The 20,282-nt window shown below is 59.8% G+C and carries 15 protein-coding genes; 13 read left to right on the top strand and 2 right to left on the bottom strand.

What is annotated here, in order from left to right; genetic code table 11:
- Positions 1-143 precede the first annotated feature (143 nt).
- The 12 genes from pepB (VF684_RS16795) to VF684_RS16740 all read left to right on the top strand — a co-directional run bounded on the left by pepB (VF684_RS16795) (position 144) and on the right by VF684_RS16740 (position 12,748).
- Positions 144-1,448 carry an aminopeptidase PepB gene (gene pepB / locus VF684_RS16795; RefSeq protein ID WP_139731266.1) on the top strand — a complete coding sequence of 435 codons (1,305 nt, stop codon included), beginning with the start codon at positions 144-146 and terminating at the stop codon, positions 1,446-1,448.
- The gene (gene pepB, locus VF684_RS16790) at positions 1,445-2,728 is read left to right on the top strand and encodes an aminopeptidase PepB (protein WP_139731265.1); all 1,284 of its coding nucleotides are present in this window, start codon (positions 1,445-1,447) and stop codon (positions 2,726-2,728) included. Before pepB (VF684_RS16795) ends, pepB (VF684_RS16790) begins: the two co-directional genes overlap by 4 nt.
- A gap of 267 nt (positions 2,729-2,995) precedes the next feature.
- Positions 2,996-3,424, top strand: a complete 429-nt coding sequence (gene ndk, locus VF684_RS16785; RefSeq protein WP_005333805.1) for a nucleoside-diphosphate kinase — start codon at positions 2,996-2,998, stop codon at positions 3,422-3,424.
- A gap of 167 nt (positions 3,425-3,591) precedes the next feature.
- Positions 3,592-4,695, top strand: coding sequence for a bifunctional tRNA (adenosine(37)-C2)-methyltransferase TrmG/ribosomal RNA large subunit methyltransferase RlmN (locus VF684_RS16780; RefSeq protein ID WP_005344856.1), 1,104 nt, complete (start codon positions 3,592-3,594; stop codon positions 4,693-4,695).
- 11 nt (positions 4,696-4,706) lie between these two features.
- A complete protein-coding gene (gene tapF / locus VF684_RS16775) occupies positions 4,707-5,498 on the top strand; it encodes a PilW family type IVa pilus biogenesis/stability lipoprotein TapF (protein ID WP_139474386.1) in 792 nt (263 codons plus the stop codon).
- Positions 5,488-6,456: a cytoskeleton protein RodZ gene (gene rodZ, locus VF684_RS16770; RefSeq protein WP_139731264.1), complete on the top strand. Its 969-nt coding sequence runs from the start codon at positions 5,488-5,490 to the stop codon at positions 6,454-6,456. Before tapF ends, rodZ begins: the two co-directional genes overlap by 11 nt.
- A 10-nt stretch (positions 6,457-6,466) precedes the next feature.
- Entirely contained in the window at positions 6,467-7,582 is a 1,116-nt protein-coding gene (gene ispG, locus VF684_RS16765) for a flavodoxin-dependent (E)-4-hydroxy-3-methylbut-2-enyl-diphosphate synthase (protein WP_005333801.1), read from the top strand.
- Between the two features lie 138 nt (positions 7,583-7,720).
- The gene (hisS, locus tag VF684_RS16760) at positions 7,721-8,998 is read left to right on the top strand and encodes a histidine--tRNA ligase (protein WP_005351051.1); all 1,278 of its coding nucleotides are present in this window, start codon (positions 7,721-7,723) and stop codon (positions 8,996-8,998) included.
- A gap of 3 nt (positions 8,999-9,001) precedes the next feature.
- Positions 9,002-9,652: a YfgM family protein gene (locus tag VF684_RS16755; protein WP_021229680.1), complete on the top strand. Its 651-nt coding sequence runs from the start codon at positions 9,002-9,004 to the stop codon at positions 9,650-9,652.
- Positions 9,645-10,829, top strand: a complete 1,185-nt coding sequence (gene bamB / locus VF684_RS16750) for an outer membrane protein assembly factor BamB (RefSeq protein ID WP_139731263.1) — start codon at positions 9,645-9,647, stop codon at positions 10,827-10,829. Before VF684_RS16755 ends, bamB begins: the two co-directional genes overlap by 8 nt.
- 74 nt (positions 10,830-10,903) lie before the next feature.
- Positions 10,904-12,400: a ribosome biogenesis GTPase Der gene (gene der / locus VF684_RS16745; RefSeq protein ID WP_005333794.1), complete on the top strand. Its 1,497-nt coding sequence runs from the start codon at positions 10,904-10,906 to the stop codon at positions 12,398-12,400.
- 123 nt (positions 12,401-12,523) lie between these two features.
- Entirely contained in the window at positions 12,524-12,748 is a 225-nt protein-coding gene (locus VF684_RS16740; RefSeq protein WP_005344872.1) for a zinc ribbon domain-containing protein, read from the top strand.
- Between the two features lie 373 nt (positions 12,749-13,121).
- On the opposite strand, the gene mltF is transcribed toward VF684_RS16740, so the two are convergent.
- Positions 13,122-14,606 carry a membrane-bound lytic murein transglycosylase MltF gene (mltF, locus tag VF684_RS16735; protein WP_139731262.1) on the bottom strand — a complete coding sequence of 495 codons (1,485 nt, stop codon included), beginning with the start codon at positions 14,604-14,606 and terminating at the stop codon, positions 13,122-13,124.
- A 149-nt stretch (positions 14,607-14,755) separates the two neighbouring features.
- On the opposite strand from mltF, the gene purL reads away from it, so the two are divergent.
- Positions 14,756-18,679, top strand: coding sequence for a phosphoribosylformylglycinamidine synthase (gene purL, locus VF684_RS16730; RefSeq protein WP_440174336.1), 3,924 nt, complete (start codon positions 14,756-14,758; stop codon positions 18,677-18,679).
- A gap of 86 nt (positions 18,680-18,765) precedes the next feature.
- Here purL and VF684_RS16725 read toward each other — a convergent pair whose 3' ends face one another.
- Positions 18,766-20,088 (bottom strand): Na+/H+ antiporter family protein, encoded by a 1,323-nt coding sequence (locus VF684_RS16725; RefSeq protein ID WP_005344933.1) that lies wholly within the window; start codon positions 20,086-20,088, stop codon positions 18,766-18,768.
- Positions 20,089-20,282: the final 194 nt, after the last annotated feature.

Below are 20,282 nucleotides of genomic sequence, written 5' to 3'. Positions count from 1 at the left end.
CCTGTGGTGCTTCAGTGATATGGTGGAAGGCCGTGACCCTCGGGGGCACGGCCTTTTTTGTATTCGTTATTCTCTCTTTGCCAATAAGCTCTTTCCCATAAAGAGTGCTTATACATAGTGCCAGTAAAAAGGAAGCAAACACGATGGCTGACATGATGAAGGTAGCGTTATCCACCCAGGCTGCGGCCGCCTATTGGGGCGAGGGCGCCCAGCTCAGTTTCAATGGCGACGAGGCACTGATCCATCTTGGTGCCGCCGGTCAGGAGAAGGATGTTCTGCGCACCGTTCAGCGCGCCGCCCGTCGCCTCGAATCGAGCGGGATCAAGCGGGTGACGCTGGTCGGTGAAGGCTGGGATCTGGAGCGTCGCTACGCGTTCGCCCAAGGGTTCTACGCCGCCAAGGGGGCGCGTGAGCTGGATTTCGGCCAGCAGAGCGACGCGGAAGCCCGTGAACTGGATGCGCTGCTCAAGGCGGCTCGCTGGGTACGTGAGATCACCAATGGCTGTCCGGAAGAGATCTACCCCATGAGTCTGGCGGAATCGGCCCTGTTACTCATTCGTGGTCTGGCCGGGGATCAGGTTACTGCCCGCATCACCGCCGGTGAAGCGCTGCGCGAGTCCGGTCATATCGGGATCTGGTCGGTTGGCCGTGGCAGCGAGCGCGAGCCTGTGCTGCTGGAGCTCGACTACAACCCGACCGGGGATCGCAATGCGCCCGTGGTGGCGGCGCTGGTGGGCAAGGGGATCACTTTTGATTCCGGTGGCTACTCCATGAAGTCCTCTGACAACATGCTGCCGATGAAGTCCGACATGGGCGGCGCGGCCATGGTGACCGGTGCGCTGGCGCTGGCTATCAGCCGCGGTCTGAACCAGCGGGTGAAGCTCATTCTCTGCTGCGCCGAGAACCTGGTCTCCGGCCACGCCTTCAAGCTGGGCGACATCCTCACTTACAAGAATGGGGTTTCGGTCGAGATCCAGAACACCGATGCGGAAGGTCGTCTGGTGCTGGCCGATGGCCTGATGGCGGCCTCCGACAGCGGTGCGGCTTATATCCTTGACGCAGCCACCCTGACCGGCGCCGCCAAGATGGCGCTGGGGCGCGACTACAATGCGGTGTTTGCCCTCGATGAGACCGAGCAGCAGCGCGCGCTGGCCGCCGCCAAGGTGGAAAACGAGCAGGCGTGGGCACTGCCGCTGGAGCCCTGGCATGCCAGCCAGCTCACCTCGGCCTTTGCCGATCTGGGCAACGTCGCCTCGGCAGAGGGCACGGCCGGTGCCACCACAGCTGCTGCGTTTCTCTCCCGCTTCGTGCGCGATGAGGGCAAGGGCTGGGTGCACCTGGATCTGGCAGCCTCTTATCAGAAATCGGGCAATGATCTCTGGGCGACCGGCGCCAAGGGGCACGGTCTGCGTACCATCGCCCGCTGGCTGCAGGAGGTGACCGCATGAATGTCTGGCTGAGTCGTGAATTTGCACCGGCCGAGTGGGGGGAGGGGGCGCTGCTCTCTCACCGCGCCGACGGCATGGTGATCCATCTGGTGACGGCCAATCCGCTGCTCGATATCCAGCAGGCGGCCCGTCGCCTCTGCCAGCAGGGGATCCAGAAAGTGATCCTGGCTGGTCACTGGGAGCGTGAACAGCAGTGGGCTTTTGCCCAAGGGCTGCAAACCCCCAAGGCGGAGGTGCAACTGCAGTGGGCCATGTCCTCGGAAGAGGACAGAGAGGAGCTGGAAGCGCGTTGGCTCTGCGGCCGCTGGGTGCGCGAGATGACCAATGCCACCCCGGAGCAGTTGGGCCCGCTGGAGCTGGCGGTGGAAGCAGCCTCCTTTATTACCGAGCTGGCGCCGGACAAGGTGAGTCATCGCATTTTGAAAGGCGAAGCGCTGCAACAGGCGGGCTGGGTCGGCCTCTATCAGGTGGGCCGCGGCAGTGCGCGCGAACCGGTATTGCTGGAGCTCGACTTCAACCCGGGGCGTGACCCCAAGGCGCCGGTAGCGGCAGCGCTGGTGGGCAAGGGGATCACCTTTGACTCCGGCGGCTACTCCATGAAGAGCTCCGAGGGGATGCTCACCATGAAGTGCGACATGGGTGGTGCGGCGATTGTCACCGGTGCGCTGGCGCTGGCTATGCTGCGCGGGCTCGACAAGCGGGTGAAGCTGATCCTCTGTTGCGCCGAGAACCTGGTCTCCGGCCACGCCTACAAGCTGGGCGACATCCTCACCTACAAGAACGGCACCACGGTCGAGATTGTGAATACCGATGCCGAGGGGCGGTTGGTGCTGGCCGACGGCCTGCAACTGGCGAGCGAGTCCGGCGCACCGCTGATCATCGATGCCGCGACCCTGACCGGCGCAGCCGTGATGGCGCTGGGTGGGCGCTACAATGCTCTGTTCGGCCTCGACAAAGGGTTGGTAAGCCGGGCCATGACCTATGCCGATGCCGAGCATGAGCCTGCCTGGCCGCTGCCGCTGGAGCCCTGGCACCGCCAGCAGTGCCCCTCCCATTACGCCGACACGGCCAACAGCCGTCCAGTGAAGGGGGGCGGGCCGGGTGGCGCCTCCAACGCGGCGGGTTTTCTCTCCCGTTTCGTTGCCAACGAAGGGATGGGGTGGCTGCATATCGATCTGGCAGCTTGCTTCAGTGACAACGGCGATGCCCTCTGGGCGCCGGGGGCCAATACCCTGGGGATGCGCACCATAGCGCGGGCCTTGCTGGCGGAAGCCAAATAGGCGAGACAAGGCACCTTCGGGTGCCTTTTTCATGCTGTTCGAATTGTGAACAAAAGATGGGGTTTTGGCGGCTTAAGGTAACTATCGTGCGCAAGCGCACATATTTTCCGGCTCTGCTCGGTCAAGATGAGTGTGGATGTTGATTGCAAGGGAGTGATGTTTAATAAAAAGTTGCTCGTTTGTGTGTTTTTCCGGTTTTTGTTTACGTATAATCGCCAGCGAACATGGATTCTAACAATAAAACTCTGTAGTTAAGGAAAGATATCAATGGCCATCGAACGTACCTTCTCTATCGTTAAACCGGATGCTGTCAGCAAGAACCTGATCGGTGCCATCTATAGCCGTTTCGAAAGCGCAGGCTTGAAAGTGGTGGCATCCAAAATGCTGCACATGAGCAGTGAACAGGCTGCCGGTTTCTATGCCGAGCATCAGGGCAAGCCTTTTTATGACAATCTGGTCAGCTTCATGACCTCTGGTCCTGTCATGGTGCAGGTGCTGGAAGGGGAAGACGCCATCCGTCGCAATCGCGAGATCATGGGGGCTACCAACCCGAAAGAGGCGCTGGCTGGTACCTTGCGTGCCTGTTATGCCGAGAGCATCGATCGCAACGCAGTGCATGGCTCCGATGCACCGGCATCCGCAGCCCGCGAAATTGCCTACTTCTTCTCTGACAACGAGATCTGCCCGCGCGGCTGATTTACGTGGATGATGACCCAAGGGAGCCTAGGCTCCCTTTGTTGTTTTCGCCGTTTACGCAATATCCCTCTATTCTCCAGGTGGAAAGCCAGACCCATTATTTGTACAATGCCGCCCCCTGACGTCGTCAGCCAATAATTGATGAAGTGTTTGAACTGAGGCCATTGATGAGCGAAACAAAAATCAACCTGCTGGATCTTGATCGGGATGCCATGCGTGCCTTTTTCGTCGAACTGGGCGAGAAGCCATTCCGGGCAGATCAGGTCATGAAGTGGATCTATCACTTTGGGTGTGATGATTTCGATCAGATGACCAACGTCAACAAGGTGCTCAAAGAGCGCCTCAAGGCGATCGCCGAGATCAAGGCGCCCGAGATCAGCCGCGAGCAGCGCTCTGCCGATGGCACCATCAAGTGGGCTCTGCAGGTGGGCGATCAGGAGGTAGAGACCGTCTACATCCCGGAAGATGACCGCGCGACCCTCTGCGTCTCCTCTCAAGTTGGCTGTGCGCTGGAGTGCAAGTTCTGCTCTACCGCCCAACAAGGCTTCAACCGCAACCTGAAAGTCTCCGAGATCATCGGTCAGGTGTGGCGTGCGGCCCGCGTGGTCGGTGGCAAGCGTCCCATCACCAACGTGGTGATGATGGGGATGGGCGAGCCGCTGCTCAACCTCGCCAACGTGGTGCCCGCCATGCGTCTGATGATGGATGACTACGGCTTTGGCATCTCCAAGCGCCGGGTGACCATCTCCACCTCTGGCGTGGTACCTGCGCTGGACAAGCTGGGTGACCAGATCGACGTGGCGCTGGCTATCTCCCTGCACGCCCCGAACGACAAGTTGCGTTCAGAGATCATGCCGATCAACGACAAGTACAACATCGAGGAGTTCCTCGCCGGTGTCCGTCGTTACCTGGCCAAATCCAATGCCAACGGTGGTCGGGTGACCGTCGAGTATGTGCTGCTCGATCATATCAATGACGATATGCAGCATGCTCACGAGCTGGCCAAGGTGCTCAAGGACACTCCGAGCAAGATCAACCTGATCCCGTTCAACCCCTTCCCGGGCAACCCTTACGGCAAGCCGAGCAACAGCCGTATCGATCGCTTCTCCAAGGTGCTGATGGAGTACGGTTTCACCGTGATCGTTCGCAAGACCCGTGGTGATGACATCGATGCCGCCTGTGGTCAGCTGGTGGGTGACGTGATTGACCGTACCAAGCGAACTATCAAAAATCGGATGCAACAGGATGGGATTTCCGTCAAAATGGTTTAAATGCTAAGCCATTGTATAGACAGGGAATGGATACACGTACATTGATCGTAGTGGCAGCGCTCTGCGCGCTGCCAGGCTGTGTGACCGAGACCACTTACGCTGGCCAGAACTCGACCCAGCGTGAAGTGGGTCCTGACCTCAAGGCGGCTGCCCAAACCCGCCTCGACCTGGGTATCCAGTACCTGCGTCAGGGCAATGCCGAGCAGGCCAAGTTCAATCTTGACCGCGCCCTCCAGTATGACCCCTCCAACCCCCAGATCCAGATCGGTTTTGCCTACTTTTACCAGAAGGTAGGAGATTTCAAGGCAGCCGAGACCCATTACAAGAACGCCCTTGCCATGGATCCGTCCAATGCTGACGCAATGAACAACTATGGTGCCTTCCTCTGTGATCGCGGCAGGTATGTAGAGGCAGATCAGGCGTTCAACCAGGCTGTAATTCAGCCAGGCTACGTAAAAATTGCCGATACCTATGAAAATGCGGCACTTTGTGCGCTGCAAAATCGCAGAAATGATAAAGCAGGCGAGTACTATCGCCTGGCCTTGGGGTATAATCCCCGCAATCCAGGGTTATTGCTGGACTTGGCCGAGCTTTCCATGAAAGATGGCAAGCTGCCTGATGTGCAATCCTACCTCGCCCGTTTTGCCGATGTGTCAGACGAGAACGAGGAGAGTCTCTGGTTGAGACTTCGGCTGGCACAGGCGATGGACAAGCCGGCATTACTTCACCAATTCGGGACTGAGCTGGTAAGGCAATATCCCACTTCGCAACAAGCCAAGCGTTATTTAGCCAATGACTATTGAACAGCCACACGATTTCCAAGACGACTCCCAGGCAGTAGGCCCAGGCCAATTGCTGCGCAACGCCCGTGAACAGCTTGGCTGGACACGAGAACAGGTTGCGTCCCGCATTCACCTTCGTCTGACCCTGATCGCCGCTATCGAATCGGATACCTACGACAAGCACACCTCCCATACCTTTATTCGGGGCTATCTGCGTACCTATGCCAAGCTGGTCGGGATCCCCGACGAGACCATTCTGGCTGCTTACGACAAGCTGGGTCTTACTCCTCCCGACAATATCGACATGCAGAGCTTCTCCCGTCGCTCCCGCCAGCAAGCCAACGACAGTCGGCTCAAGGTGGTGACCTGGCTGGTGATCCTGGTGTTGATTGCGCTCTCGGTCGCCTGGTGGTGGCAGAGTACTTCCCGTCGCTCCGCCGGTGATGAAGCGCTGGCAGCCACCGAGATGAGTGCAACCGGTTCGACTCCGGCTGAACCTGCCATCACGCCGCCCGATGCGATCAACACCGCTCCGGTGGAAGGCGCTGCCATCGCACCGGCCGCCACGGACGTGGCTGCCCCTGCGGTGGTCTCCGATGCGACTGCTACCCTGGCGCCTGCTTCTGCGGCTGTTGCCCCGAGCGATGTCAGCGCGGCTGTCGGCACTGCGACCGATGCAGCGGTATCTGGCGCCAATGGCACTGAATCTGAAGAGGCTGTCGTTGATCCGGCGACGGCGCCGCAACTGAAGATGAGCTTCACCGCCGATTGCTGGCTGGATGTGAAGGATGCCAACGGCAAGACCCTGTTCAGTGGTCTGAAGAAGGCCAACGACGAGCTGGTGCTGGAAGGCGCCGAGCCCCTGAAGTTCATCATTGGCGCGCCCATGGCCGTCAAGCTTGACTACAAGGGTCAGTCGTTTGATATGAGCCGTTACAACAACGGTCGTACAGCCCGCTTCTCACTGCCGCAGGAGTAATCTGTTTCCCATGTCTTCTCACGAATCTCCCATCATTCGTCGTAAATCCAGACAGATCATGGTTGGTAATGTACCGGTTGGGGGCGATGCCCCCATTACCGTGCAGACCATGACCAACACCAAGACCACAGATGTTGCTGCGACCATCGAGCAGATCCAGCGGATCGAACGGGTCGGTGCCGATATCGTCCGTGTCTCCGTGCCCACCATGGAAGCGGCGGAAGCCTTCCGGCTGATCAAACAGCAGACCCGCATCCCCATCGTGGCCGATATCCACTTCGACTATCGCATCGCCCTGAAAGTGGCCGAGTACGGTGCCGATTGCCTGCGTATCAACCCGGGCAACATCGGCAACGAGCAGCGGGTGCGCTCGGTGGTCGATTGCGCGCGCGACCTCAATATCCCGATCCGTATCGGGGTCAATGGCGGGTCGCTGGAGAAAGATATTCAGGAGAAGTACGGCGAGCCGACCCCCGAAGCGCTGGTGGAGTCCGCCATGCGTCACGTGGACTACCTCGATCGCCTCGATTTCCAGGACTTCAAGGTGAGCGTCAAGGCCTCTGATGTGTTCCTGGCAGTCGGTGCCTATCGCCTGCTGGCCAAGCAGATCGAGCAGCCGCTGCACCTTGGCATCACCGAAGCGGGCGGTTTCCGTGCCGGCGCGGTGAAGTCTGCCATCGGTCTGGGCATGCTGCTTACCGACGGCATCGGCGATACCCTGCGTATCTCGCTGGCGGCGGATCCGGTGGAGGAGGTAAAGGTCGGTTTCGATATCCTCAAATCCCTGCGTATTCGCTCCCGTGGCATCAACTTTATCGCTTGCCCATCCTGCTCACGGCAGGAGTTCGATGTGATCGCTACCGTCAATGCACTGGAAGAGCGGCTCGAAGACATCATCACCCCGATGGATGTTTCCATCATCGGCTGTGTGGTGAATGGCCCGGGCGAAGCGCTGGTCTCCGACCTTGGTCTGGCGGGTGCCGCCAACAAGAGTGCCTTCTATGAAGGGGGCCAGCGGGTCGATCGGCTCGACAACAAGGATCTCATTCCAACTTTGGAGCGCCGCATTCGCGCCCGCGCCGCCATGCTGGATCCCGCCAACCGGATCCCGATGGACAAGGAGTGAGCGAAACAGGGCCACATTGGGTGGCCCTTTTTCCAGGTGACTGATTTTAAATCCCGCATCCGGATTCCCTGATTTTACCTTGGGGGGGAAAATCCCTATAATGCGGCCAAATTTTACCTCTTTTTCTCGAGTATCAACGTGGCAAAACAGATCCAAGCTATTCGCGGTATGAATGATTGCCTGCCGGAGCAGAGCCCGGTATGGCAGAAGGTTGAACAGATCCTGCGCCAGGTCGTTGCCAGCTATGGCTACAGCGAAGTGCGCATGCCGATTGTCGAGCAGACTCATCTGTTCAAGCGCGCCATCGGTGAAGTGACCGACGTGGTCGAAAAAGAGATGTACACCTTTGAAGATCGCAACGGCGACAGCCTGAGCCTGCGTCCGGAAGGGACCGCCAGCTGCGTCCGTGCCGGTATCGAACACGGTCTGCTCTACAACCAGGAACGCCGGATGTGGTACATGGGCCCCATGTTCCGTCACGAGCGTCCCCAGAAGGGCCGTTATCGCCAGTTCCACCAGTTCGGTGTCGAGCTGTTCGGCATCAACGGGCCGGACATTGACGCTGAGCTGATCATGCTGACCCACCGCCTGTGGCGTCTGTTTGGCATCAGCGAGCATGTCACCCTGCAGCTCAACACCCTGGGTCAGAGCGCCGAGCGTGCCGCTTACCGCGATGCGCTGGTGGCCTATCTGGAGCAGTACAAGGAGCAGCTGGACGAAGAGAGCCAGCGCCGCATGTACAGTAACCCGCTGCGGGTGCTCGACTCCAAGGATGAAAAGGTGCAGGCCATTTTGGCGGGTGCCCCGCGCCTGTTCGACCATCTGGGCGAAGAGAGCCTGGCCCACTTCGAGGGGCTCAAGCGCCTGCTCGAGTCTGCCGGTATCAAATACGAAGTGAACGAGCGTCTGGTGCGTGGTCTTGACTACTATAACTTGACCGTGTTCGAGTGGGTCACCAGCAGTCTGGGTGCCCAGGGCACCGTCTGTGCCGGTGGCCGCTACGATGGTCTGGTAGAGCAGCTGGGCGGTCAACCGACCCCGGCCGTGGGCTTTGCCATGGGCATGGAGCGTCTGGTGCTGATGCTGGAAACTCTCGAGCTCAACGCCGATATCCGCCCGGCGGTGGATGTCTATCTGGCGATGGTGGGCGAGGGGACTGAGCAGGCTGGCTTCCAGTTGGCCGAGCGTCTGCGCGATGCCCTGCCTGACCTGCGCCTGATGAGCCACTGCGGTGGTGGCAACTTCAAGAAACAACTCAAACGTGCCGACAAGAGCGGCGCGGCAATCGCCCTGATCCTTGGTGAGACCGAGGTGCAAAACGGGGAGATCACTATCAAATATCTGCGTGGTCAGGCCGAGCAACAGACCGTCAAGGTTGACGCCGCCATTGCCCTGCTGGCAGCCAAAGGAGAGTAAGCTGTGGAAGTCTATACCACCGAAGAACAACAGGTTGAGGTTATCAAGGAGTGGTGGAAAGAGAACGGAACCTCGGTGATTGCCGGGACCGTGATCGGTCTGGTCGGTCTGTTCGGCTGGCGCTATTACAACCAGCACCAGCAAGAGACCATGGAGGCCTCCTCCCACTCTTACAACCAGGTGATTGAGCAACTGGCCAAGGGCGATGCCGCAGGTTTCGAGCAGGCACAGCAGTTTGTCACCGCCAACAAGGGTGACTCCTACGGTGAACTGGCCGCGTTGCAACTGGCTGCCGCTGCCGTCAAGGCGGGCAAGCTGGATCTGGCTGCCGAGCAGCTGGAGCTGGTGGCGACCACGGGTGACGAGAGCATTCGTCCCATCGCGGCGCTGCGTCTGGCCCGTGTGCTGAATGATCAGGGCAAGGCAGATGAAGCGCTGGCCAAGCTGGCAACCATCCAGAATGAGGCCTTCAAGGCGCAGGTAGCCGAAGCCCGTGGTGATGTGCTGCAAAAGCAGGGCAAGACCGAAGAGGCTCGCGATGCCTATCAGGCGGCGGCCGATGCCGGCGGCCTGCAGGGTAGCGCCGAGCTCAAGCTGAAAATGGACGATCTGGCCCTGCCGGCCGTTGCGACTGGTGAGGCACCGGATGCGTAATCTATTCAAGATGGTGGTGCTGGGGGCTGCGGTCTCCTTCGCTCTGCAGGGTTGCTCCCTGTTCAGTTCTGAAGAGGACCTCAACCCGATGGCGCCGCTGCCCAAGGTTGAATCTGCCTTCACTGCCGACACCGCATGGTCATCCACTGTGGGTGATGGCATCGGTGACTTCTACTCCCAGCTCAAGCCGGTGGTGGAAGAGGATCGCATATACGCGGCGGCCCGCGACGGCGATGTCAGCGCCTTTGACCGTGCCAGTGGCGATCGCCTCTGGACTGTCGATCTGGCCGACCTGCCGGTCAACGCCGACAAGCGTAGCGCTCGTCTCTCCGGTGGTCTGGTCTCCCGTTACGGCAAGCTGTTCCTCGGTTCCGAGAACGGGGTGGTCTACGCCCTGAACGAAGAGAACGGTGAAGTGCTGTGGCAGACCAATGTGCCCGGCGAAGTGGTGGCAAGCCCTGCGGTGGAAGATGGCCGCGTGGTGGTGTTGACCACCTCCGGTCGCCTGATCGCCCTCGACACTGATGAAGGCAAGATGCAGTGGTCGCTCTCCGAAGAGCAGCCGCCGCTGACCCTGCGCAGTGCCGGTGCACCAGTGATCACCAACGGCGCCGTGATTTACGGTCGTGCCGATGGCAAGGTGGGCATCGCCCTGCTGAGCAACGGTCAGCCTGTGCGCCAGTCCAAGGTTGCTGATCCGCGCGGTGCCACCGAGCTGGACCGCATGGTTGACGTCGATGCCAGCCCGCTGATCGCCGGTGATGAGCTCTACGCCATCGCCTACAACGGTCAGCTGATGGCACGCAAACTGATGACCGGCGATGAAGTGTGGAAGCGCAAGTATTCCGGCTATCGCGATCTGGCGATGACCGGTAATGCCATCGTGCTGACCGACAGTCGCAGCCACCTGTTTGCCATCGACCGTCGCAACGGTCTGGAGCTGTGGTCCAACACCCAGCTGGAAAATCGTACCGTCACTGCACCTGTCATCTTCGGTGACTATGTGGTGGTGGGTGATGTGGAAGGATACCTGTATTGGCTTGATCGTACCGACGGTACCATCAAGGCGATGCAGCAGCTCGATAGCAGTGGTCTCTATACCGCCCCGCTGGTGGATGGCGAGACCCTGTATGTGCAGAGCCGTGACGGCAAGTTGTACGCCCTCAAGCGTCCTTGATCGTCCGATAATGTGAATATCCGGCTCCTGGTCTTCGGACCCGGAGCCTTTGTCGTCTTGAGAATGAGGCTTTTATGACTCCTGTAGTAGCCCTGGTGGGCCGCCCCAACGTGGGGAAATCCACCCTGTTTAACCGCTTGACCCGTACTCGGGATGCCCTGGTTGCCGATTTTCCCGGTCTGACCCGGGACCGTAAATACGGTCAGGCGAAGTTGGGCGAGCTGGAATTTATCGTGGTCGATACCGGCGGTATCGATGGCACCGAAGAGGGGATCGAGCTGAAGATGGCCGAGCAATCCCTGCTGGCCATCGAAGAAGCGGACGTCGTGCTGTTCATGGTGGATGCCCGTGCCGGTCTGACTGCGGCGGATCAAGCCATCGCCGAGCACCTGCGCAAGGCCCACAAGAAGGTATTTCTGGTGGCCAACAAGACCGACGGTATCGACGGTGATTCCGCGGTCTCCGAGTTCTACGGTCTGGCGCTGGGCGAGGTCTACCAGATCGCGGCCGCCCACGGTCGTGGCGTGCTGAGCCTGCTGGAACTGGCCCTGGCTCCCCATCTGGAGACCCTGGTCGACTCCGCTACCGATGAAGATGCGCAGGATGAGGAAGAGGAGGACTTCGACGAAGAAGCCCTGCTGCGCATGGTGGCTGCCGGTGAACTCGATACCAAAGAGGACACCAAGGAGACCCCGTTCGCCGACCTGCCCATCAAGTTCGCCATCGTTGGTCGTCCCAACGTCGGTAAATCTACCCTGACCAACCGCATGCTGGGTGAAGATCGGGTCATCGTCTATGACATGCCCGGCACCACCCGTGACTCCGTTTACATTCCGATGGAGCGTGACGAGCAGAAGTATGTGGTTATCGACACCGCCGGTGTGCGTCGTCGTGGCAAGGTGCACGAGACGGTTGAGAAGTTCTCCGTTATCAAGACCCTGAAAGCTATCGAAGATGCCAACGTTTGCCTGCTGGTGATCGACGCCCAGGAGACCATCACCGATCAGGACTTGAGCATCCTTGGCTATGTGCTCCACGCCGGTCGCTCCGTGGTGCTGGTGGTGAACAAGTGGGATGGTCTGGATCAGAAGGTGAAAGAGGATGTGAAGAACGAGCTGGATCGTCGCTTGGGCTTCATCGACTTCGCTCGCGTCCACTTCATCTCCGCCCTGCACGGCAGTGGTGTCGGCCATCTGTTTGAATCCATTCAGGAGGCTTACCAGTCCGCCACCCGTCGTACCAGCACGGCCATGCTGACCCGCATCATGCAGATGGCGCAGGAAGATCACCAGCCGCCGATGGTCAATGGTCGCCGCGTCAAGCTCAAGTATGCCCACGCCGGTGGCTACAACCCGCCGCGCATTGTGATCCACGGCAACCAGCTGAACGACTTGCCGGACTCCTACAAGCGGTATTTGATCAACTACTTCCGCAAGTCCCTCAAGATCATGGGCTCGCCGATCCGGGTCGAGTTCCAGGAGTCGGTCAACCCGTTTGAAGGCAAGAAAAACACCATGACCCTGAGTCAGGAACGTCAGCGCAAACGCCTGCTGAAAATGAAGAAGAAATAAGTCCTTGCGGCTGCCCTCACCGGCAGCCGCTTTGTTATCCTCGCCATGTTAAGGTGAGGAATAAGGGGAGGGGGATCTGCCATGGAACAAGACCATGGCAGATCCACTTTCGAGGAGTTGATTATGGAAGCCCTGCTTTGTCCATCATGCCAGGCTGAACTGGATACCCGCAGCAAGGAGCAAACCTGTGGCCAGTGTCAGGCCCCTGTTCGCGTCACGGCCATCTGCCCCACCTGCCAGCAGGAGCTGGAGCGTCTCAAGGCGTGCGGCGCGGTGGATTACTTCTGCAACCACTGCAACTCGCTGATCTCCAAGCGGACGGTACAGTTCAAGGCGGCGCTGGTGTAAGATGATAATCAGGTGAGAAAGAAGATAAAAAAACCCGGCGAATGCCGGGTTTATGCTGTGTGCTCTGCAATAAGCAGGGTATAGGATCGATTTCTGCGCCACAGGTTGCGCTTGATGTCATTAAGCTTGAGTTTGCGTCTGGGGCTCCAGCTGCACTTCGCTTTTCTGACCAGACTGATTTTTCTACGTTTTTGCATCTTGGTCTCCTCCCAACTCAGGTGGCCATCCCGGCCTTGGGTCATTGATGGAGCCCATCCGAAATTGCTGTTATTTAATCTCTCAACATAATGAAAACAATGCGATTTCGGATAGGCTCCGATGTGAATCGATGGTAACAGAGAAGTTTGCGTGAAAACAGCCGAATAATGGCTGGTTAGCGCATGGTGATCTGATTGACCACTTCGGCAATGGCGGTGGGTCGCTCGGCCAGCTCGGGCTCGCTGTCGTTGTCGAGACTCTCCCGCTGATGTGCCTTCTGTTGCTCGTTGTCGAGCCAGAGCAGACTCTGGTAGTACTGGCGCACGTTGTTGACATAGTTGCGCGCCTCGCTGCCACGGGCATAGCCATAACGCACCTTGCGGTGCCAGCGCGCTTGCTGCAGCAGCGGCAGCACCTCTTTCACGTCGCTCCAGGCGTCAGGATTCTTGCCGAGCTCTTTGGTCAGGCGGCGGGCGTCCATCATGTGGCCGTAACCGATGTTGTAGGCGGTGAGGGCAAACCACACCTTCTCGTCATCGGGCACCGAATCCGGCACCTTCTCCATCATCTGTTGTAGATAGAGGGAGCCACCCTTGATGCTCTCTTCCGGATGAAGCCGGTCGTTGACTCCCATCGCCTTGGCTGTGGGCTCGGTCAGCATCATCATGCCGCGCACGCCAGTGTAGGAGCGGGCCTGCGGGTCCCAGTGGGACTCCTGATAGCTGATGGCGGCGAGCAGACGCCAGTCGATATTCTTGGCGTGAGTCTGGAACAGCGGCTGGTACTTGGGCAGCAGGCTCTTGGCGCGCTTGAGGAAGGTACGGGTATCGACAAAGTCGAAGTTCTGCACATGACCGAAGTACTTCTCGTCCAGTTTGGCGATGGCACCATCCATAAAGCGCAGACCGAAGAAGTCGATCACGCTGGCATAGAGGCTGTCATCGGGCAGCTTGCTCATGGCCCAGGCAACGGTCTGCTTCTGGGCCAGGGTCAGCCCCTCGGTGAGCTCCGGGTAGTAGCGCTGGGTACGGGCCAGCACGGTATCCTGCACCACCGTGTAGTCAATCTTGCCATCCACCACCTGTTTGAGCAGCTCCTCCACATCGGCGTTGTCGCTGGTGCTCCAGGCTAGTTTCGGATTTTCTTTGCTCATCTCTTTGAGCAGATCTTCCCCGGTGGAGCCGGCGGCCACCACCAGCTTGCCCTTGATATCGTTCAATGAGGCTGGCTTGGGTTTGCCGTTGCGGTAGACCAGTTTGGGAGAGACCTGATAGAAGCCCGGGCCGAAGCGAAACAGCTCGCGTCGCTCGGGGGTGACCATGATGGCGGCAGCCGCCAGATCGAGTTTGCCCTTTTTCAGCAGGGTAACCAGTTGGTCAGTGGTGTCGACCGGGATGATGGTGAGTTTCACCCCCAACCAGTCGGCATAATTTTGCGCCAGCTCGTAATCGAACCCCTGGGCGAGGTCGTCACGCTGGTAATAAGAGGTGGGACCATAGATGGTGCCAACCCGGATCTCGCCTCGCTGGCGGATCTGCTCCAGCTGGCTGGAGGGGCTATAGAAGTCGCAGCCAACCAGTGTCAGCGTCAACAACAGCCCGATAAACAGTCGAAAAATGCAGCGCAAGTAGGTGAGTACCTTTGTTGAAAAAATCGGCATTTGTCAAAAAAGAGGCACCTTTATACCAGAGAGTGTGCGCAGAGTCACACTGCACGAAGTGAGAAAAACGTTTGTCCGCTGTGAGCCAGATCCCTATAATACGCGCGTCTCAATTCCCCCCCACTTTAAAACTTGGTGAGAAAGGTCATATGGATATCTTGCGTGGTGCCCCAGCACTGTCTGATTTTCGTGTCCAAAAACTGCTGCAACGCTTCGCACAGATGAGAAACGAGAGTGGAGTAGAGAGCGGAGTAGAGATAGAGGATGTCTATGCCGAATACGTGCACTTTGCCGAGCTGACAAGCCCCCTCTCTCCCCCCGAGCGAGCGACCTTGGGCCAGCTCTTGCGCTACGGCCCGACCATCCCCGAACACACCCCCAGCGGTCAGCTGTTTCTTGTTACCCCCCGCCCCGGCACTATCTCCCCCTGGTCTTCCAAAGCAACCGACATCGCCCACAACTGCGGCCTGAAACAGGTCAAGCGGCTGGAACGTGGTATTGCCTATTACCTGACCATCAAGGAGCAGGGTGAGCTGAGTGACGCCCAGCGCAGCGCCATTGCCGCCGTGCTCCATGATCGAATGATGGAAGTGGTGTTTGCCGAGATGAGCGAAGCTGCCGCCCTGTTTGCTCACCACGAGCCGCGTCCCTTCACCCTGGTGGATGTGCTGGGCGGTGGTCGCGCAGCCCTGGCCGAAGCCAACGTGGCGCTCGGTCTGGCGCTGGCCGACGACGAAATCGACTATCTGGTGGAGAACTTCACCAAGTTGGGTCGCAACCCCAACGACATCGAGCTCTACATGTTCGCCCAGGCGAACTCCGAACACTGCCGTCACAAGATCTTCAATGCCGACTGGACCATCGATGGTGAGCAGCAGCCCAAGTCGCTGTTCAAAATGATCAAGAACACCTTCGAGCAGACGCCGGATCATGTCCTCTCTGCCTATAAAGACAACGCCGCCGTGATGGAAGGGAGCCAGGGGGGCCGCTTCTTCCCGAGCCCGGCCAACGGCGAATACCAGTATCACCAGGAACAGGTCGACATCCTGATGAAGGTGGAGACCCACAACCACCCGACCGCCATCTCCCCGTTTCCGGGCGCAGCCACCGGCTCCGGCGGCGAGATCCGCGACGAGGGTGCCACCGGTCGCGGTGCCAAGCCCAAGGCGGGTCTGGTCGGTTTCTCCGTCTCCAACCTGCGCATTCCCGGCTTCGAGCAGCCCTGGGAGCAGGATTTCGGCAAGCCGAGCCGTATCGTCAGTGCCTTCGACATCATGCAGGAGGGGCCGCTCGGCGGCGCCGCGTTTAACAACGAGTTCGGCCGTCCGGCCATTCTCGGCTACTTCCGTACCTTCGAAGAGGAGGTGTCGAGCCACAACGGCGTCGAGGTGCGTGGCTACCACAAACCCATCATGCTGGCTGGCGGCATCGGCAACATCCGCACCGAACATGTCCAGAAAGGGGAGATCCCGGTCGGCGCGGCGCTGATCGTGCTGGGCGGGCCGGCGATGAACATCGGTCTGGGCGGTGGTGCCGCATCCTCCATGGCCTCCGGCCAGTCAGCCGAAGATCTCGACTTTGCCTCGGTGCAGCGTGACAACCCCGAGATGGAGCGCCGTTGCCAGGAGGTGATCGATCGCTGCTGGCAGCTGGGTGACGACAACCCTATCGTCTTTATCCACGATGTGGGGGCGGGCGGTCTCTCCAACGCCATGCCGGAGTTGGTCAACGACGGTGAGCGCGGTGGTCGTTTCGATCTGCGCGCCATCCAGAGCGACGAGCCGGGCATGAGCCCGCTGGAGATCTGGTGCAACGAATCCCAGGAGCGTTACGTGCTGGCGGTAGCGCAGGACAAGCTGCCGCTGTTCAAGGCGCTGTGCGAGCGTGAGCGCGCACCCTATGCCGTCATTGGCACCGCGACCGAAGAGAAGCATCTGACCCTCTCTGACAGCCACTTTGACAACCAGCCCATCGATCTGCCGCTGGACGTGCTGCTGGGCAAGGCGCCCAAGATGCACCGTGACGTGGTGACCCTGCCAGCACAAGGCAAAGCGCTCCAGCTCGATGGCATCACTTTGAGTGACGCGGCCGAGCGGGTACTGCGCCTGCCGACCGTGGCGGAGAAGTCTTTCCTTATCACCATCGGCGATCGCAGCGTGACTGGCTTGGTCAATCGCGACCAGATGGTTGGCCCTTGGCAGATCCCGGTAGCCGATTGTGCCGTCACCGCTGCCACCTACGACAGCTATCACGGCGAAGCCATGTCCATGGGCGAGCGTACCCCGGTGGCGCTGCTCTCCCACGCCGCCTCCGCTCGCATGGCGGTGGCGGAAGCGCTTACCAACCTGGCGCCGGCCCACATCGGTTCCCTCAAGCGGGTCAAGCTCTCCGCCAACTGGATGGCCGCTGCCGGTCACCCGGGGGAAGATGCCGGTCTCTATGAGGCGGTCAAAGCGGTGGGCGAGGAGCTCTGCCCAGCCCTTGGCATCACCATTCCTGTGGGCAAGGATTCCATGTCCATGAAGACCCGCTGGCAGCAGGATGGCAAGGAGCAAAGCGTCACCTCGCCGCTCTCCCTGCTCATCTCCGCCTTTGCCCGGGTCGAGGATGTGCGCAACACGGTTACTCCGCAGCTGCGTACCGATCTCGGTGAAACCGACCTAATCCTCATCGACCTTGGCAACGGCAAACAGCGCCTCGGCGCCTCGGCGCTGGCGCAGGTCTATCGCCAGCTGGGCGACAAGGCGCCGGATCTCGACAATCCGGTCCAGCTCAAGGGCTTCTTCAACGCCATTCAGGCGCTGGTGGCCGATCGCAAACTGATCGCCTACCACGACCGCTCTGACGGTGGCCTGTTCGTCACCCTGACCGAGATGGCGTTTGCCGGTCACTGCGGCCTCGACATCCTGCTCGATCGCATCGGCGGCGAGCTGCTGCCTGCACTGTTCAACGAAGAGCTGGGCGCCGTCATTCAGGTGCGTCGTGAAGACAAAGAGGCGGTGATGACCCTGCTGGCCGGTCACGGTCTGGCGGCCTGCTCCCATGTGCTCGGTACCGTGCGCGAAGGGGATCTCATCACCTTGCAGCGGGGCGGTCAGGAGGTCTATCGTGCCAGCCGTACCGCACTTCGCACCATCTGGGGCGAGACCAGCTGGCAGATGCAGCGCCTGCGCGACAACCCGGCGTGCGCCGACAGTGAGCACGCGGCCCGTCAGGACGCCACCGATCCGGGTCTGCATGCCAAGCTGACTTACAACCCGTCCGAGGATGTGGCTGCTCCCTATATCGCCCGTGGGGTCTCCCCCCGTCTGGCGGTGCTGCGCGAGCAGGGAGTCAACTCCCATGTGGAGATGGCGGCGGCGTTCGATCGTGCCGGTTTCGCGGCGGTCGATGTCCATATGAGCGACATTCTCTCCGGTCGCATCAAGCTGGAGGAGTTCCAGACCCTGGTGGCCTGTGGCGGCTTCTCCTACGGTGACGTGTTGGGTGCCGGTGAAGGCTGGGCCAAGTCCATCCTGTTCAATGACAACGCCCGCGAGCAGTTCCAGCGCTTCTTCGAGCGTGGCGATACCCTCTCTCTGGGTGTCTGCAACGGTTGCCAGATGATGTCCAACCTGCGAGACCTCATCCCGGGTGCCGATCTCTGGCCGCGCTTTGTACGCAACCGCTCCGAGCGCTTCGAAGCCCGCTTCAGTCTGGTTGAGGTGCAGGAGTCCCCGTCGGCCTTCTTCGCCGGCATGGCAGGCTCCGTGATGCCCATCGCCGTTTCCCACGGGGAAGGGCGTGTCGAGGTGCGCGATGCCGCTCACCTGAGCGCACTGCAGCAGAGCGGTCTGGTAGGGCTGCGCTTTGTCGACAACCGCGGCAGCGTGACCGAGCAGTACCCGGCCAACCCGAATGGCTCGCCGGATGGTATCACCGCCGTGACCACCACCGATGGCCGTGCCACTATCATGATGCCGCACCCGGAGCGGGTGTTCCGCACAGTGGCCAACTCCTGGCACCCCGATAACTGGGGCGAGGACGGCGCCTGGATGCGGATGTTCCGCAACGCCCGGGTTCGTCTGGGTTAATAGAGACAGCACCAGCGCATAAAAACAGAAACCGGCCAATTGGCCGGTTTTTTATGAATGGTTCAGTTAGATGCTGACTTTACATATCAGAGCACCATGGCGGCAATCCAGCCGAAGATCACCAGTGGGATGTTGTAGTGAATGAAGGTGGGCACCACGCTGTCCCAGATATGGTCGTGCTGGCCATCGGCGTTGAGGCCGGAGGTGGGGCCCAGCGTCGAGTCGGAGGCCGGTGAACCCGCATCCCCCAGCGCGCCAGCGGTACCGACCAGTGCGATGATCGCCATCGGTGAGAAGCCGAGCTGCAGACAGAGCGGCACATAGATGGTGGCGATGATGGGTACGGTGGAGAAGGAAGAGCCGATCCCCATGGTGATGAGCAGACCCACCAGCAGCATCAGGAAGGCGGCGATGCCTTTGTGCTGGCCGATGCCGGAGGCGACCACCTGGACCAGAGAGTCGACCCCGTGGGTCGCCTTCATCACGGCGGCAAAACCGGCGGCAGAGATCATGATGAAGCCGATCAGCGACATCATCCGCACCCCCTGAGTGAAGGCATCCTGGCTTTCGCGAAACTTGATAACGCCGCCGCATGTGAAGATGACAAAACCGGCTAGCGCACCCAGTACGATGCTGTTGGTCATCAGTTGCAGCCCCAGCGCTACGCCAATGGCCAGCAGAGCTACCCAGATGTGGGTAAGGTTGAGCTCGACCGCTTCGGGCTCGGCATCCAGGATCTTGGCCAGATCGTACTGGCGCGGTTTGCGATAGCTGATGAATACCGCAATCAGCAGGCCCAGTACCATACCGGCGACCGGAATGGCCATCGCCAGCGGGATCTGGCTGGTGGTGATGGGCACGCCGTTATCGATCAGGTTCTTGGCCAGAATATTGTTCAGGAAGATGCCACCAAAGCCGACCGGCAGCACCATATAGGTAGCTGTCAGACCAAAGGTGATGACACAGGCCACCTGACGACGGTCTATCTGCATCTGCGCCATCACATGCAGCAGCGGCGGGATCAGGATGGGAATAAAGGCGATATGAACCGGGATCAGGTTCTGGGAGGAGATCGCCACGGCCAGCACGGAAGAGAGCAGCAGGGTTTTGACCCACATGATGCGGGTCGAGCTGGCATCCTTGCCTAACTGGCTGATCACCTTGCGGGCCAGCAGGTCGGTGATCCCGGAGCGGGAGATGGCAACCGCAAAGGCGCCCAGCATGGCGTAGGAGAGAGCAATCTCGGCGCCACCGCCCAGGCCACCGCTGAAGGTGGTGAGGGTATCGGTCAACGACAGCCCACCGACCAGGCCGCCAGCAATGGCCCCCAGCGCCAGCGAGACCACCACATTGATCCGCAGCAGACTGAGCACCAGCATCAGCCCGACTGCGATAACAACTGGATTCATTTGATTTCCTTATAGTTTGTTATTGCTGTCTGTCATGTGAAGGGGAGTTAGTTTGCGAAAAATGTGACAAATGTCGAGAAAAAAATCAGTCAAACCCCTCATATCGCAGCAGCATGTGGCACAAGGTTGCTCAACATGAGGGTTTGTGACCTGTTTGTCTCCGTGCATCCCGTGCGCAGCGGTGGATAGTGACG

The sequence above is a fragment of the Aeromonas sp. Lyrl_2 genome, from assembly GCF_051948815.1.
GTDB lineage: Bacteria > Pseudomonadota > Gammaproteobacteria > Enterobacterales > Aeromonadaceae > Aeromonas > Aeromonas veronii.
Note: the sequence above shows the minus strand (reverse complement) of the source record. Positions and strands in the feature narration are given on the sequence as shown.